Source organism: Pseudomonas poae (assembly GCF_001439785.1).
Lineage (GTDB): Bacteria > Pseudomonadota > Gammaproteobacteria > Pseudomonadales > Pseudomonadaceae > Aquipseudomonas > Aquipseudomonas poae.
On record NZ_JYLI01000011.1, the window covers coordinates 95790 to 110567 of the forward strand.

A 14778-nucleotide genomic window follows, 5' to 3' on the forward strand; every position below is an offset into this window, starting at 1 on the left:
CTTATTGGCAAAATATGCGTACTTCTAGTGTGAATCGCTCACCAGGTACTCCTATGACCCGTATTTTGACCATCGAGGATGACGCCGTAACGGCCCGCGAGATCGTCGCCGAGCTGAGTAGCCATGGACTGGAGGTAGACTGGGTGGACAATGGCCGTGAAGGCCTGGTCCGCGCCGTGAGTGGTGATTACGATCTGATCACCCTCGACCGAATGCTGCCGGAACTGGATGGCCTGGCCATCGTCACCACCCTGCGCACCATCGGCGTTTCCACGCCGATCCTGATGATCAGCGCCCTCTCCGACGTCGACGAGCGTGTGCGTGGTCTGCGTGCCGGCGGTGACGATTATCTGACCAAACCCTTTGCCTCCGATGAAATGGCCGCCCGCGTCGAAGTGCTGCTGCGCCGCAAAAGCACGGTCAAGGAGTTCGAAACCGCGCTGCGCGTGGCGGACCTGGAACTGAACCTGATCAGCCGCGAAGCCAGTCGCGCCGAGCAGCCACTGACCCTGCTGCCCACCGAATACAAACTGCTCGAATTCCTGATGCGCAACACCGGGCAAATCCTCTCGCGCATGATGATCTTCGAGGAAGTCTGGGGCTATCACTTCGACCCCGGCACCAACCTGATCGACGTGCACATCGGGCGCCTGCGCAAGAAGATCGATCCCCCGGGCCTCACGCCGCTGATTCGCACGGTACGGGGCTCGGGTTATGTCATTGCTGAACCCCTCTAAGGGCTGGCGCTCCTCCAGCAGCCGCCTGCTGGCGTTGTACAGTTCGCTGTTCGTGGCCTGGAGCTGCATCCTCATGGGGGTGCTGTATTACGAGGTGTCCGGTTACCTGAGCGACTTGTCGCGCCATTCGCTGCTGCAACGCCAGCACCTGTTCCAGCGCTTCGACGGCCAAGAGCTGGTGGAAGCGCTGACCACCAGCATGACCTTCGACATGAAAGGTGTGGACGCCTACGGTCTGTTCGACGAGGCCTTCCGCCCCCTGAGCGGACCGATCCGCGGGGTGCCACCGGACCTGCCCCTGGACGGCAAGATCCATACCCTGGTCAATTGCGTCGAATCCGATGACCCCAAGCTGCCCAAGGACAGCTGCGACGCCGTCGCGACCCATACCGACGACGGCCGCTGGCTGGTGCTGGTGCGCGCCAACGGTTCGCTGTTCGGCGTGACGCGGATCATCTGGCACGCGCTGTTATGGGCGCTGTCGCTGACCATCATCCCCGGCATCGCCGGCTGGCATCTGCTGCGCCGCCGCCCGTTGCGGCGCATTCGCGGGATCCAGGCAAGCGCCGAAGCCATCGTCGCTGGCGACCTCACTCACCGCCTGCCGCTGTCCGACCGGCGTGATGAGCTGGACATGCTCGCGGCCATCGTCAACGCCATGCTCGACCGCATCGAGAAGCTCATGAACGAGGTCAAGGGCGTGTGCGACAACATCGCCCACGACCTGCGCACCCCGCTCACCCGTCTGCGCGCGCAGTTGTACCGCATCAAGCAGCAAGCCGAAGAAGACTCGGTGCACGCGGTGAAACTCGACGATGCGATTGCCGAAACCGACACGCTGATGGCCCGGTTTCGCGGGCTGTTGCGCATCTCGGAACTGGAGGACCATCAACGCCGCTCGGGCTTTCTGGTCATGGACCCGCTGCCGCTGCTGCGCGAGCTGCATGACTTCTACCTGCCCCTGGCCGAGGAAGGCGAATTGCAACTGCTGTTGCAGGTGCCAGCGTCTTTGCCGCCGATCAGTGGCGACCGCGCGCTGCTGTTCGAGGCCCTGTCCAACCTGTTGAGCAACTCGATCAAGTTCACCCCGCCAGGCGGTGAAGTGATTTTGCGTGGTGTGAATAACGCCGGCAGCACCCGCATTGAAGTGCACGACTCCGGGCCGGGCATTCCACTGGCCGAGCGCGATGCGGTGTTCCAGCGTTTTTACCGGGTGGACGAAGGCGACCAGCAAGGCGGATTCGGGCTGGGATTGTCGATTGTGGCGGCGATCATCAACCTGCATGGGTTCAAGCTGGACGTGGGCAGCAGCCAGCGCGGCGGCGCCAGATTGGCGCTGGAGTGCCGACAGCAGCTGCTGCCCAAATAGCCCAGCCACCGCCAAAAAATGTGGGAGGGGGCAACCGCATCCCTGTGGTGCGGGCTATTCCTGTGGCGAGCGGGCTTGCCCCGCGTTGGGCTGCGAAGCAGCCCCAATCCAGCAAAACGCGGTGTGCCTGATACGGCTCAGCGCCTGGTTTTGGGGCTGCTGCGCAGCCCAACGCAGGACAAGCCTGCTCGCCACAGGGAATCTGCGCTTAACTGAAAGGCCTTGGGGCGAGCCCGCTCGGCACAGGCTCAAGTTTCGGATCTGATCAGGCCGGGTAGTTGGCGCGCAGCGCCGCAAGTCCACCGCTGTACACGCCAATGAACAATTCCTCGACGGCCGCTTCGGTGGTGCCCGCCGCTGGCGTGAACACGCCGGACCAGGTCACCTTTGCCGACGTCTCGGTCAACGCCTCAACCTGCAATGTCGCCAGATAAGCAGTCACCGGAAACGACGATTGCTCGATGGTGTAGCTGTAGGTACGCGCTACATTGTCAAAGGTTTGCAGGCGCTCCACGATCACGGCGCCATCGGTGGTTTGCAGGTGACGCACGCGTCCGCCCTCACCCGGCTCGCTGCTGGCGATGAATGCCAGCCAGTCCGGCAGGCTGTTGAAGCCGCCCACCAATTGCCAGACCTGATTGGCCGAAGCAGGGATTTCAATGACGCAAGATGCGGTTGCCATGGCAGTAACTCCAGAAGGTCAATAAAAACTCAGCTCGCAGGCAGTGTACGCCACCCTTGCATGCAGCTCTCCCAATGACTTGTAAAACCGTGCCGTAATGCCTAGCTTATGCGCCCCCTCGCCCAACGCTTTAAGGCCCCGTCCATGGTTTTGCGTTTTCGCCCTTTTCCCTCTCTGGCCACTTCACCTTTTGCCCTCGGTCTGTTGCTCGGTAGCGGCATGGGCAGCAGCCAGGCGGCAGACATCGAGTTGCCGACGTTACAGGTCCAGGGCCAGGAGGCGTCCGGCTATCGCACCGAGAGCGCTTCGGTCGGCGGCTTCAACGACGCGCTGTTGCTCGACACGCCAGCCTCGATCACGGTGATCAACGCCACGCTGATCAAGGACCAGCAGGCGCGCCTGCTCAGTGAAGTGCTGCGCAACGATGCCTCGGTGGGCGACAGCTATGCGCCGATCGGCTACTACGAAAACTTCGTGGTGCGCGGCTTCTCGCTGAATGCGGCGAGCAGCTACAAGATCAACGGGCGCACCATCACCGGCGAGCAGAACGTCGCGCTGGAGAACAAGCAGCAGGTGGAAGTGCTCAAGGGCTTGGCCGGGCTGCAAAGCGGGATTTCCGAACCCGGCGGCGTCATCAACTACGTGACCAAGCGCCCGGAAGAGGTGCGTTCGGTCACCGTCTCCACCGATGATCGCGGCAGCGGTTATGTGGCCACGGATGTGGGTGGCTGGTTCGGCAGCGAACAACAGTTCGGCCTGCGTGCCAATGTGGCCCATGAAGACCTCAATTCCTATGTGGAACACGCCAATGGTCAGCGCGATTTCGTGTCCCTGGCTTTCGACTGGAATCTCAGCCCCGACGCCGTGCTGCAACTGGACGCGGAATACCAGAACAAGCAACAACGCTCGGTCCCCGGCTATCAATTGCTGGATGGGACGCAAGTGCCCCACGGCGCGTCGCCAAAGAAACTGCTGGGCCACCAGAGCGGTTCCAGGCAGGTGGGCATCGACTCGCTGAACCTCAACGGCATGTTCGAGTACCGCTTCAGCGACCAGTGGACAGGCCGCCTCAGCGCAGCCCGCAGCAAGGTGGTGATCGACGACTACAGCGCGTTTGCCTGGGGCTGCTACGGGTCGGCCAGTTGCAGCGGATCGAGTACGCCCAACTTTTTCAGCCCCGAAGGCAATTACGACGTCTACGACTTCCGCAGCCCGGATGACACGCGCCGCGACGACGAAGTGCAGGCGGCCATGACCGGGCTGTTCGACACCGCCGGCATCGGTCATGAGCTGACCTTGGGCAGCAGCGTTTTTCGTCGGGTAGTCGACAAGCGCGCGCCGGTCAACGAGCTGATCGGCACGGCCAATATCGACGAGTATGTGCCGACCTTCACACCCGCCGACAAGCCGCTCAATGACAGCCACCGCGCACTCGACAGCCGCCAGTACGGCGTGTTCATCACCGATCGCATGCGCCTGAGCGAGCACTGGCAAACCATTCTGGGCGGTCGCGAAGTGCGCCTGGACGAGCGCGCCTTCGACAGCGACGGCAATCGGTCACGGCATACCCAACAGTACGTATTCCTGCCCCAGGCGGCGTTGATCTACAAGCCGGTGGAGGCTGTTTCGCTGTACACCAGCTACAGCAAGGGCCTGTCCCTGGGCGGCACGGCGCCATGGTTCGCGAGCAATCCCGATACCACCCTGGCGCCGACCCCGTCACGGCAGATCGAAGCCGGGGTGAAATACGACTGGCGCCGTATCAGCTTCGCCGCTGCCGTGTTCCAGACGCGCCAGGCTTATCAGTACGCCATGCCCGACGGCGCTGGCAACTTCACGTATGTGCAACAGGGCGAACAGAAAAACACGGGGCTGGAACTCTCGGCCAATGGCTGGGCCACGGACCGCCTGCAGATCGCAACCAGCGTGGCGGCCATTCGCGCACGGGTAAGCGGCAGCGGCACGCCGGCTTATGAAGATCATCAGGCAATCAACGTGCCCACGCTGCGCGCCAGTGTGTATGCCGATTATGCGTTGCCGTGGGTGAACGGTCTGGCGGTGCTGGGCGGCGTGCAATACAGCGCCAAAAAGTACGCCAACCGCACCGGCAATGCAGAGGTGGGGGATTACGCGGTGGTCAATGTGGGCAGTCGCTACACCACGCGGCTTGACGGCTATGAAACGGTGTTTCGTCTGAGCGTCGACAACCTGTTCGACAAACGTTACTGGCGCGACGCGGGCGAGTACATGGGCGATGACTACCTGTTCCAGGGCGCACCATTGACGGCGCGCTTGAGTGCTTCGGTCAACTTCTGATCCGCTGTATGAATGCAGATTTTACTGTAGGAGAAACCCTGCTTTTAAAGCCTGAAAGTTCAGACAACCACATCACTGTGACGAGCAGGCTTGTTGTGGCGAGCGGGCTTGCCCCGCGTTGGGGTGCGAAGCGCCCCCAATCCAGCAAAACGCGGTGTACCTGACACGGTTCAGCGCCTGGTTTTGGGGCTGCTGCGCAGCCCAACGCAGGACAAGCCTGCTCGCCACAGGGTATCTGCGCTTAACTGTGGGAGCGGTGGGTCAGTCGACATCAATGTTTGCTGGGACGACGCCATCGGGAGCAAGCCCCCTCCCACAATGTGTACAGGGTTCGGCCGACAATCTCGGTCGGCTCTCAGGCCGCCGCGCTCTTGATCTTGATCTTGATCTTGATCTGAGGCGCCCCGTCAAACACGCTGGCCGAACGCAGGCCTTGGGGCTTGCCCGCTCGCCACAGACGCTACAGCTGGCCTCGCGAAAGCGCTAAGCCTCGCACATTGCGCCTACCAGAACCGCTGCTGGGTCAGACGGCTCCACCAGGTCAGCAGCACCCGGTCCACTGAACCGCTGGCCGCCAGGCCCACGCGCTCCTGCAGGCTCTTGCGCTCGGCGTAGTGCAGGTGGAACACCTCGGCCGTCTTGGCCTTGGTGGCCAGGTATTCGTCGCTGGTCTGCAGCGCATCGACCAGTTGCTTGTCCAGCGCCGCCACGCCCAGCCATACCTCTCCGGTGGCAACGTCATCGATTGACAGCTGCGGGCGATAACGCGAGACGAAGTTCTTGAACAGCTGGTGAGTGATATCCAGGTCTTCCTGGAACTTCTCCCGGCCTTTCTCGGTGTTTTCGCCGAACACCGTCAGGGTGCGCTTGTATTCACCGGCGGTCAGCACTTCAAAGTCGATGTCGTGCTTTTTCAGCAGGCGGTTGACGTTGGGCAACTGCGCCACCACACCAATGGAGCCGAGAATGGCAAACGGCGCGCTGATGATCTTCTCGCCAATGCACGCCATCATGTAGCCGCCGCTGGCCGCGATCTTGTCGATGCACACGGTCAACGGCACGCCTGCCTGGCGAATGCGCGCCAGTTGCGACGACGCCAGGCCATAGCTGTGCACCATCCCGCCGCCGCTTTCCAGGCGCAGCACCACCTCATCCTCGGGCGTGGCCAGGCTCAGCAGCGCGGTAATTTCATGGCGCAGGCTCTCGGTGGCCGAGGCCTTGATATCACCATCAAAATCCAGCACGAACACCCGTGGCCGAGCTTCTGGCTTGGGCTTGCTCTGCTTCTTCTTTTCGGCCTTGCTTTCGGACTTGCGCAGGGCCTTGAGCTGATCCTTGTCGAGCAGGCTGGACTCCAGGCGCTCACGCAGGCCCTTATAGAAGTCATTGAGCTTGCTGACCTGCAACTGGCCGGACGACTTGCGCCGCCCCTTACTGCGCAGCGCCGCAAAGCTGATCAGCACGGCCAGTATGGCGACCACCAGGGTGACGGTCTTGGCCAGAAAGCTCGCGTATTCAACCAGAAAATCCATAGTTCCCCTTACAAAGTGCAGTGCGCCAGGCGCGGATGGCCCAGCATACCGGCGGCACTGCCTGCAAACCAGTGCCCAAACCGCCAGTAGCCGCCCTCCAACTCCCTTTTAAAACAAGCGTATGTTTTTCCATTGACAGCTTCCTGGCATCCCCATAACCTCGTCGGACGTTTCAACGTACCCAGGAAAACGGACGTGGGCAGTATCTATCTGATTCGGCATGGCCAAGCCTCTTTCGGGGCAGACGACTATGACGTCCTGTCGCCCATCGGTGTGGAACAGGCGCAGGTGCTCGGTCGTCACCTCGCCGATCTGGGTATTGCCTTCGACCGCTGCATCGCCGGCGACCTGCGCCGCCAACAGCACACCGCCACCGCTACATTCGAATCTTTCAGCGCCCTCGGCTTGCCGGTTCCCCCGGTGGAAACCGACAGCGCATTCAACGAATTCGACGCCGAAGCCGTGATCCGCGCGCTGCTCCCCGAACTGTTGAGCGAAGAGCCTGAAGCCCTCGACATCTTGCGCAACGCCGCGCAAAACCGCCGCGAATTCCAGCGCATCTTCGCGCTGATCATCGACCGCTGGCTGGCCGGCACCTATGACCCGCCGGGACTGGAAAGCTGGCTGGGGTTCGTCGAGCGCGTACAGGCAGGTTTGCAGCGTCTGCTGGAGGCTGCCGACGACGCCGACAAGATCGCCGTGTTCACCTCCGGCGGCACCATCACCGCCCTGCTCCACCTGATCACCCGAATGCCTGCCGCCCAGGCCTTCGAGCTGAACTGGCAAATTGTTAACACCTCGCTCAACCAGCTGAAATTCCGCGGTCGCGAGGTGGCCCTGGCTTCCTTCAACAGCCATGCACACTTGCAACTGTTGAAGGCGCCGCAGCTCATCACGTTCCGATGACTGCGGCCAACCGTGACCCAAAGGTCACTGGACTCTACCCTAAAGGATCGAAACCATGACTGACGTAGCCAAAGCCGTAGAAGCAATGAAAGCCAAATTCAACCCAAGCGCCGCCGAAGGTCTGGACCTGGTGTTCGGTTTCCGTATCGACGACACCAAGAACTTCTCGCTGGTGGTCAAGGACAAGACCTGCGAACTACACGAGGGCGAAAACCCGGACGCCCAGGTCACGCTGGTGATGGACAGCGAAACCCTGGAAGGTATCGTCGACGGTTCCACCGACGGTATGCAGGCGTTCATGGGCGGCAAGCTGCGCACCGAAGGCGACATGATGCTGGCCATGAAGCTGAGCGAACTGTTCCCGTCCTGAGTACCGGTGGGAGGGGCTTGCCCCTCCCTCTTCAGTTTTTCGGTTGCAGTAACAACGCCACCAACGCACTCCACCCCGTCTGATGCGACGCCCCCAACCCCCGCCCGGTTTCTCCATGAAAATATTCATGGAACAACACCAGATCGCGACTCGCCGGGTCCGCCTCCAGTTGCGCATACCCCGCCATCGAAGGCCGCAAGCCGTTTTCATCCCTGAGAAACAAGCGCGTCAGGCGCTGGCTCAGGCTGTCGGCGACGTCTTCAAGGGAGGCCAGATAACCGCTTCCCGTGGGGTACTCCACCGAAAAATTATCCGCGTAGTAGCGATGAAACTCGCGCAGCGACTCGATCAGCATGTAGTTCACCGGCATCCACACCGGCCCGCGCCAATTGGAATTGCCGCCGTACAGCCGTGAATCGGATTCGCCGGGTTGATAGCGCGCGCTCAGGCTGTCGCCATTCATCTGCAGCGCCAGCGGCTGTTCGGCGAAGGCTTTGGACAAGGAGCGCACGCCAAATGCCGAGAGAAATTCATCGTCATCCAGCATGCGCCGCAACAGGTCCTTGGTGCGCTCGCCGCGCAGCAATGCCAGCAACAGGCGATTGCCCTGCCCCGGTTCATTCCAGCGCGACACCAGTTTGGCCAGGTCTGGCCGGTGATGCATGAACCCCAGCAGCCGTTCGCGCAAACCTTCCAGGCCTTCATGCTCACGCTGCTCCAGCACCAGCACGGCGAACAGCGGCATCAGACCAACGATGGAGCGCAGGCGCACCGGCTCGCTGTGGCCATCGGGACGGTGCAGCACGTCGTAGAAAAACAGGTCCTGCTCATCCCACAAACCTTCGGCGCTGTCGTCGACGCGGTTGATGGCGCCGGCGATATACAGGAAGTGTTCGAAGAATTTCACCGCAATATCGACGTACACCGCATTGCGTCTGGCCAGTTCCAGGCCGATGCGCATCAGGTCCAGCGCATAGGCCGCCACCCACGCGGTGCCATCGGCCTGATCCAGTTGATAACCCGGCGGCAACGGCGCCGAGCGGTCGAACAAGGCGATGTTGTCCAGGCCCAGGAACCCGCCCTGAAACAGGTTGCGCCCCTCGGCGTCCTTGCGGTTGACCCACCAGGAAAAATTCAGCAGCAGCTTGTGGAAGATCCGCTCGAGAAAATCCATATCGCCCACGCCCGTGAGCGCCTTGTCCTGCTGATACACACGCCAGCTGGCCCAGGCATGCACCGGCGGGTTGGCATCGTCGAAGCGCCATTCATAGGCTGGCAGTTGGCCGTTGGGGTGCATGAAACGGTCCTTCACCAGCAGCAACAGCTGTTGCTTGGCATAGCCCGGGTCGATCAGGGCAAACGCCACCGCCTGGAAGCCCTGGTCCCAGGACGCGTACCACGGATATTCCCAGGTGTCGGGCATTGAGAGGATGTCGAAGTTGGACAGGTGCCGCCAATGGGTATTGCGAATGTGCAAGCGCTCGGGCGGCGGCGCCGGCTGGGCGGGATCGCCGTCGAGCCACTGGTTTACGTCGAAATAATAGAGCTGCTTGGACCACAGCAAGCCGGCCAAGGCCTGACGCTGCACATTGCGCGCGTCCTCGTCGGCGATGCCCTGTTGCAGGGCGGCGTAGAAATCATCGGTTTCCTGACGACGCTGTTCGAACAGCTTGCGCGCATTGAGCTCTGACGCGCCCACCGGCGCAAATCGCAGATACAGCGTTTTGCTTTCCAGCCCCGCCAACTCAAGGATGAACCGCGCGGCGACCTTGGTGCCCGCGTCACGCCCGATTGCGGTCTGCACACCGTCCACCACGTAATCGTTGATGCCATCCTTGAACGGTCCGGGCGCGGCTTGCCCGTCGAGCCTCGGGTAGTTGGTTTCGTTCTCGCAGAACAGCCATTCCACGCCGTCCTGGCCCCAGGCGTCGAGACGGTAATCGGGCAATTCGTGGTGACGCGCCAGCACGTGCTCACCGTCGCGCTGCAACTGTGGCTTGGGGGCGTCAGCGGTCCAGCTCCAGTCGTTGCGCGCCCACACCTGGGGCAACACCTGCAGGCGCGTCGGCTGCTCGGCGCGGTTGTGCACGGTGACGCGCATGCAGATGTCGTCCGGTTGATTCTTGGCATACTCGACGCTGATATCGCAGTAGCGGTTGTCTGCGAACACGCCGGTGTCGAGGATTTCATACTCGGCATCGCCCAGGCCGCGTCGCGCGTTCTCGCTGATCAGGTCGGCATAGGGAAATGCTGCATGGGGGTATTTGTAGAGCATGCGCATATAGGCATGGCTCGGCACGCCGTCGACGAAAAAGTACAGTTCCTTGACGTCCTCACCGTGGTTGCCCTCGGCGTTGTTCAGGCCGAACAGGCGCTCCTTGAGGATCACGTCGCGCTCATTCCACAGCGCCAGGCCCAGGCACCAGCGCTGCGCCTTGTCACTGAACCCGGCCAGACCATCCTCGCCCCAGCGGTAGGCGCGGCTGCGCGCGTGCTCATGGGGAAAATAGCACCAGGCATCGCCGTCGGCGCTGTAGTCTTCGCGTACCGTGCCCCATTGGCGCTCACTCAAATACGGCCCCCACGCGCGCCAATCCTCGGCCCCCTCGGTAGCGAGGCGCTGGCCTTCAACCGTTTCACGTAGCCGGGTATTGGGTGTGGCCGTCATGGAGTCCTCCGTCGCCTGCCTGATAGACGCAGTGTAGAGCCCAACCGCGCGCGGATGCACATGAAGACTTGGAAGAGGCCTTTCATTCATTTGCAGAATGAAGTCCTGAGGATTCTTCGTTTGCACACGCACCTCGCGCCCAACAAAATCCCGTGAACGGCCACGCTCACTGCCCCTGCCATCAGGAATTTTTCCATGTCCAGCACCGCCCATGTCAGCCCTGACGACATTCGCAAAGGTTTCTCCAAGGCCATGTCCGACATGTACCGCGATGAGGTCCCGCTTTACGGCACGCTGCTGGAGCTGGTGGCCGAGACCAACCGCCGCGTGCTGGACAGCGATACGGGCCTGGCGCAACAGCTGCAGCGCACCGGCGAAATCCAGCGCCTGGACAGGGAACGCCACGGCGCCATTCGCGTGGGCACGGCTGCGGAACTGGCAACCCTACGCCGGTTGTTCGCGGTGATGGGCATGCAGCCGGTGGGCTACTACGACCTGACCCCAGCCGGCGTGCCGGTGCATTCCACGGCGTTTCGCGCGGTGCATGAAAGCGCTTTGCACACCAGCCCGTTCCGCGTATTCACCTCACTGCTGCGCCTGGAACTGATCGAAAGCACCGAGCTGCGCGCCTTCGCCGAAACCGCCCTGGCCAAGCGCTCGATCTTCACCGCTGGCGCCCTCGCGCTGATCGAACACGCCGAGCAACACGGTGGCCTCGAAGCCGCGCAGGCCGATGAGTTTATCCGACAGGCCCTGGAGACTTTTCGCTGGCACCCCACCGCCACCGTCACCGGCGCGCAGTACCGGCAATTGAGCGACCAGCACCGCCTGATCGCCGATGTGGTGGCCTTCAAGGGCCCGCACATCAACCACCTAACGCCACGCACCCTGGACATCGACCAGGTGCAGGCCGCCATGCCCGGCAAAGGCATCACACCCAAGGCGGTGATCGAGGGACCGCCGCGCCGCCGCTGTCCGATCCTGCTGCGCCAGACCAGTTTCAAGGCGCTGGAAGAACCCATCGCCTTTACCGATGCCCACGGCAGTCACAGCGCGCGCTTCGGCGAAATCGAACAACGGGGCGTCGCCCTCACCCCCAAGGGCCGCGCGCTGTACGACCAACTGCTGAATGCCGCGCGCGATGAACTCGGTGCATTTCCCAACGAGGCCAACGCCGGGCGCTACACGCAGCTGATGGAGCAGCACTTCCAGGCCTTCCCCGACGATCATGGGCAGATGCGTGAGCAGGGCCTGGCCTACTTTCGCTATTTCGTCACCGAGCAGGGCCTGGCGGCACGCGACCAGGCCGACCGGCCGCGCACGCTGGAAGCACTGCTGCGCGCCGGCCACGTGGCGATCGAGCCATTGGTGTATGAAGACTTTCTGCCGGTGAGTGCGGCGGGGATTTTCCAGTCGAACCTGGGGGATGGGGCGCAGGGTCACTACGCGGCGAACTCGAACCAGGCCGAGCTCGAGCAGGCGCTGGGGTGCAGGACAATCGATGAATTGCAGTTGTATGCACAGACGCAGCAGCGTTCCATCGACGCCTGCACCCAGGCATTGCTGTAGGAGCAAGCGTGCTCCTACAGCCGTTGGCATTCAGCTCAGGCGGCCGCTGATCTTGTCCTTGATCAACAGGCGTTTCTTCTTGAGCCTTTCTACATCCTCATCGCTGGCACTGGCTTTTTCGGCCTCCAGCACCTCCTTGTCGAGGTCGTCATACTGAGTGAGCAGCGCGTCCAGCCGTTTATCGTGCGCCCTGTGTTTGTGAACATCATCCTTGCTCATTCCCAGGTCCTGATACAGGTCGTGTTTAACTGGCATGACGTACCTCCTCACAGTTTGATCAATGGCTTACGCCCTTGAAACTAGCCCATTCCTGACGTTCTTGTCATGTTTCAAGCCCATCGGTTCCGTTCGTCGCGGCGCGAGGGATGGGATCAAACCTTTGCGGCGCCCTGCCCTCCACTGTAGATCGCCACCCAAGGGAGACCGGTTCATGAATCACGCTGCCACCGCTGTCGACACCCAATGCATCAACACGATCCGCACCCTGGCCATGGACGCCGTGCAGAAGGCCAATTCCGGCCATCCGGGCACGCCCATGGGCCTGGCGCCGGTGGGGTATACGCTGTGGAGTCGCTTTCTGCGCTATCACCCCGAGCACCCGGATTGGCCCAACCGTGACCGCTTTGTACTGTCTGTGGGCCATGCGTCGATGCTGCTGTATTCGCTGTTGCACCTGGCGGGTGTGGTCGAGATCGACGCCCACGGCAAGCGCAGCGGCCAGCCGGCAATCAGCCTGGACGACATCAAGCAATTCCGGCAGATGAGTTCCAAGACCCCCGGTCACCCCGAGTACCGCATGACCACCGGCGTGGAGACCACCACCGGCCCGCTCGGCCAGGGCTGCGCCAACAGCGTCGGCATGGCGATGGCCGAGCGCTGGCTGGCCAAGCGCTTCAACCGCGACGGTCAGGTGCTGTTCGATTACAACGTCTACACCCTGTGCGGTGACGGCGACATGATGGAAGGCATCAGCAGCGAGGCCGCGTCGATGGCCGGCCACTTGAAGCTGGATAACCTGTGCTGGATCTACGACAACAACACCATCAGCATCGAAGGCCACACCGAACTGGCGTTCAGCGAAGACGTGATCAAGCGCTTCCAGGCTTACGGCTGGCACACGCTGCACGTCACCGATGCCAATGACTTGCAGGCCTTGAGCGACGCATTGACGGCCTTCCAGAGCAACACCGGCGCGCCGACCCTGATCGTGGTGGACAGCGTGATCGGCTACGGCTCGCCGCACAAACACAACACGGCGGCAGCTCACGGCGAGCCGCTGGGCGACGACGAAATTCGCCTGACCAAGGCGGCGTATGGCTGGCCGGAAGATTCCAGCTTCCTGGTGCCCGAAGAAGCGCGCACGGTGTTGCGTGATGCGCTGCATGAACGTGCCGAGCCGTTGTTTGCGCAGTGGAACCAGACCCTGTCGCGCCTCGACTCGCACCTGGCCGATGAACTGCAGCGCATGCGCGCCGGCGAAATGCCCGCGCAGTGGCAGGCGCAACTGCCCGACTATGCAGCCGACGCCAAGGGCGTCGCCAGCCGCGCCGCCGGCGGCGAAGTGCTGAACGCCTTTGCCCAACAGATTCCTTGGTTACTCGGCGGTTCGGCGGATTTATCGCCCTCGACCAAGACCAACCTCACCTTCGACGGCGCCGGGCGTTTCAGCGCCGATGACTACAGCGGGCGCAACCTGCACTTCGGCATCCGCGAGCACGCCATGGGTGCGATTGCCAACGGCATGGCGCTGTCCTACCTGCGGCCGTACACCTCGACGTTCCTGGTGTTCAGCGACTACATGAAACCGCCAATCCGTCTGGCGGCGATCATGGAGTTGCCGGTGGTGTTCGTGTTTACCCACGACTCTATTGGCGTGGGCGAAGACGGCCCGACCCACCAGCCCATCGAGCACCTGACCCAACTGCGCGCCACACCGGGGCTGCTGACGCTGCGCCCGGGCGATGCGAATGAAACCCTTGAAGTGTGGAAGGTGGCCCTGGCGCAAACCCATCGGCCCAGTTGCGTGGTGCTCTCGCGCCAGCCGCTGCCGACCCTGGACCGCACGAAGTACGCAGCGGCCAGCGGCGCGGCCAAGGGAGCTTATGTGCTGGCGGGCGCCGAGCAGCCTCAAGTGCTGCTGTTGGCGACAGGCAGTGAAGTGAGCCTGGCGGTGGCGGCGTATGAACAGCTCAAGGGTGAAGGGATTGCCGCGCAGGTCGTCTCGATGCCCAGCTGGGAACTGTTCGAAGATCAGGACCAGGCCTACCGCGACAGCGTCTTGCCGCCGGTGGTAAAGGCCCGCGTGGTAGTGGAACAAGCCGGCCCGCTCGGCTGGGACCGCTATGTCGGGCAGACCGGCGCCAAAGTGGTGATGAACAGCTTCGGCGCCTCGGCACCGCTGGCCAAACTGCAGGAAAAGTTCGGCTTCACCGTGGAAAACGTGGTCAAGCAGGCCAAACAGCAAATCCAGCTGAATCAACACTGACTCAACTGTGAGACGGGAGACCCTGTGGGAGCGGGCTTGTTGTAGTAGTGGCGAGCAGGCTTGCGCCCAATGCCGTTCAGTTAAGCGCAGGTTCCCTGTGGCGAGCAGGCTTGTACTGCGTTGGGCTGCGCAGCAGCCCCAAAA

General features: G+C 62.4%; 11 protein-coding genes. 7 read left to right on the top strand and 4 right to left on the bottom strand.

The annotated features are described in order from the left end of the window. The first annotated feature begins 53 nt into the window (after positions 1-53). Both TU75_RS14860 and TU75_RS14865 read left to right on the top strand, forming a co-directional pair. On the top strand, positions 54-737 hold the full coding sequence (locus TU75_RS14860; RefSeq protein ID WP_003232258.1) for a response regulator transcription factor: 684 nt from the start codon (positions 54-56) through the stop codon (positions 735-737). Beyond that, positions 715-2106 carry a sensor histidine kinase gene (locus TU75_RS14865; RefSeq protein ID WP_060549343.1) on the top strand — a complete coding sequence of 464 codons (1392 nt, stop codon included), beginning with the start codon at positions 715-717 and terminating at the stop codon, positions 2104-2106. Before TU75_RS14860 ends, TU75_RS14865 begins: the two co-directional genes overlap by 23 nt. A 265-nt stretch (positions 2107-2371) precedes the next feature. Here the strand turns inward: TU75_RS14865 and TU75_RS14870 are convergent, their stop codons facing one another. After that, positions 2372-2788, bottom strand: a complete 417-nt coding sequence (locus tag TU75_RS14870; protein ID WP_003232253.1) for an SRPBCC family protein — start codon at positions 2786-2788, stop codon at positions 2372-2374. Positions 2789-2932: 144 nt separating this feature from the next. On the opposite strand from TU75_RS14870, the gene TU75_RS14875 reads away from it, so the two are divergent. Further along, positions 2933-5104: a TonB-dependent siderophore receptor gene (locus tag TU75_RS14875; protein WP_060549411.1), complete on the top strand. Its 2172-nt coding sequence runs from the start codon at positions 2933-2935 to the stop codon at positions 5102-5104. Positions 5105-5607: 503 nt separating this feature from the next. Here TU75_RS14875 and sohB read toward each other — a convergent pair. Continuing rightward, the gene (gene sohB / locus TU75_RS14880; protein ID WP_003232249.1) at positions 5608-6636 is read right to left on the bottom strand and encodes a protease SohB; all 1029 of its coding nucleotides are present in this window, start codon (positions 6634-6636) and stop codon (positions 5608-5610) included. A 195-nt stretch (positions 6637-6831) separates the two neighbouring features. Between sohB and TU75_RS14885 the strand changes: the two genes are divergently transcribed. Both TU75_RS14885 and TU75_RS14890 read left to right on the top strand, forming a co-directional pair. Then, positions 6832-7542: a histidine phosphatase family protein gene (locus TU75_RS14885; protein ID WP_003232247.1), complete on the top strand. Its 711-nt coding sequence runs from the start codon at positions 6832-6834 to the stop codon at positions 7540-7542. A 55-nt stretch (positions 7543-7597) separates the two neighbouring features. Continuing rightward, a complete protein-coding gene (locus tag TU75_RS14890) occupies positions 7598-7912 on the top strand; it encodes an SCP2 sterol-binding domain-containing protein (protein ID WP_003232246.1) in 315 nt (104 codons plus the stop codon). Between the two features lie 31 nt (positions 7913-7943). Here TU75_RS14890 and TU75_RS14895 read toward each other — a convergent pair whose 3' ends face one another. Next, positions 7944-10580, bottom strand: a complete 2637-nt coding sequence (locus TU75_RS14895) for an MGH1-like glycoside hydrolase domain-containing protein (RefSeq protein ID WP_060549344.1) — start codon at positions 10578-10580, stop codon at positions 7944-7946. A gap of 195 nt (positions 10581-10775) precedes the next feature. On the opposite strand from TU75_RS14895, the gene hglS reads away from it, so the two are divergent. Then, positions 10776-12149: a 2-oxoadipate dioxygenase/decarboxylase HglS gene (gene hglS / locus TU75_RS14900; RefSeq protein WP_060549345.1), complete on the top strand. Its 1374-nt coding sequence runs from the start codon at positions 10776-10778 to the stop codon at positions 12147-12149. A gap of 30 nt (positions 12150-12179) precedes the next feature. On the opposite strand, the gene TU75_RS14905 is transcribed toward hglS, so the two are convergent. Beyond that, entirely contained in the window at positions 12180-12404 is a 225-nt protein-coding gene (locus TU75_RS14905) for an HP1242/YdcH family protein (protein WP_015372361.1), read from the bottom strand. A gap of 175 nt (positions 12405-12579) precedes the next feature. Between TU75_RS14905 and tkt the strand changes: the two genes are divergently transcribed. Beyond that, positions 12580-14634, top strand: coding sequence for a transketolase (gene tkt / locus TU75_RS14910; protein WP_060549346.1), 2055 nt, complete (start codon positions 12580-12582; stop codon positions 14632-14634). The last annotated feature ends 144 nt before the right edge of the window (positions 14635-14778 follow it).

Excerpts from the sequence above, each read along its gene's own strand:
- TU75_RS14860 (WP_003232258.1), top strand. The coding sequence starts at position 54 with ATGACCCGTATTTTGACCATCGAGGATGACGCCGTAACGGCCCGCGAG.
- TU75_RS14865 (WP_060549343.1), top strand. The coding sequence starts at position 715 with ATGTCATTGCTGAACCCCTCTAAGGGCTGGCGCTCCTCCAGCAGCCGC.
- TU75_RS14870 (WP_003232253.1), bottom strand. The coding sequence starts at position 2,788 with ATGGCAACCGCATCTTGCGTCATTGAAATCCCTGCTTCGGCCAATCAG.
- TU75_RS14875 (WP_060549411.1), top strand. The coding sequence starts at position 2,933 with ATGGTTTTGCGTTTTCGCCCTTTTCCCTCTCTGGCCACTTCACCTTTT.
- sohB (WP_003232249.1), bottom strand. The coding sequence starts at position 6,636 with ATGGATTTTCTGGTTGAATACGCGAGCTTTCTGGCCAAGACCGTCACC.
- TU75_RS14890 (WP_003232246.1), top strand. The coding sequence starts at position 7,598 with ATGACTGACGTAGCCAAAGCCGTAGAAGCAATGAAAGCCAAATTCAAC.
- TU75_RS14895 (WP_060549344.1), bottom strand. The coding sequence starts at position 10,580 with ATGACGGCCACACCCAATACCCGGCTACGTGAAACGGTTGAAGGCCAG.
- hglS (WP_060549345.1), top strand. The coding sequence starts at position 10,776 with ATGTCCAGCACCGCCCATGTCAGCCCTGACGACATTCGCAAAGGTTTC.
- TU75_RS14905 (WP_015372361.1), bottom strand. The coding sequence starts at position 12,404 with ATGCCAGTTAAACACGACCTGTATCAGGACCTGGGAATGAGCAAGGAT.
- tkt (WP_060549346.1), top strand. The coding sequence starts at position 12,580 with ATGAATCACGCTGCCACCGCTGTCGACACCCAATGCATCAACACGATC.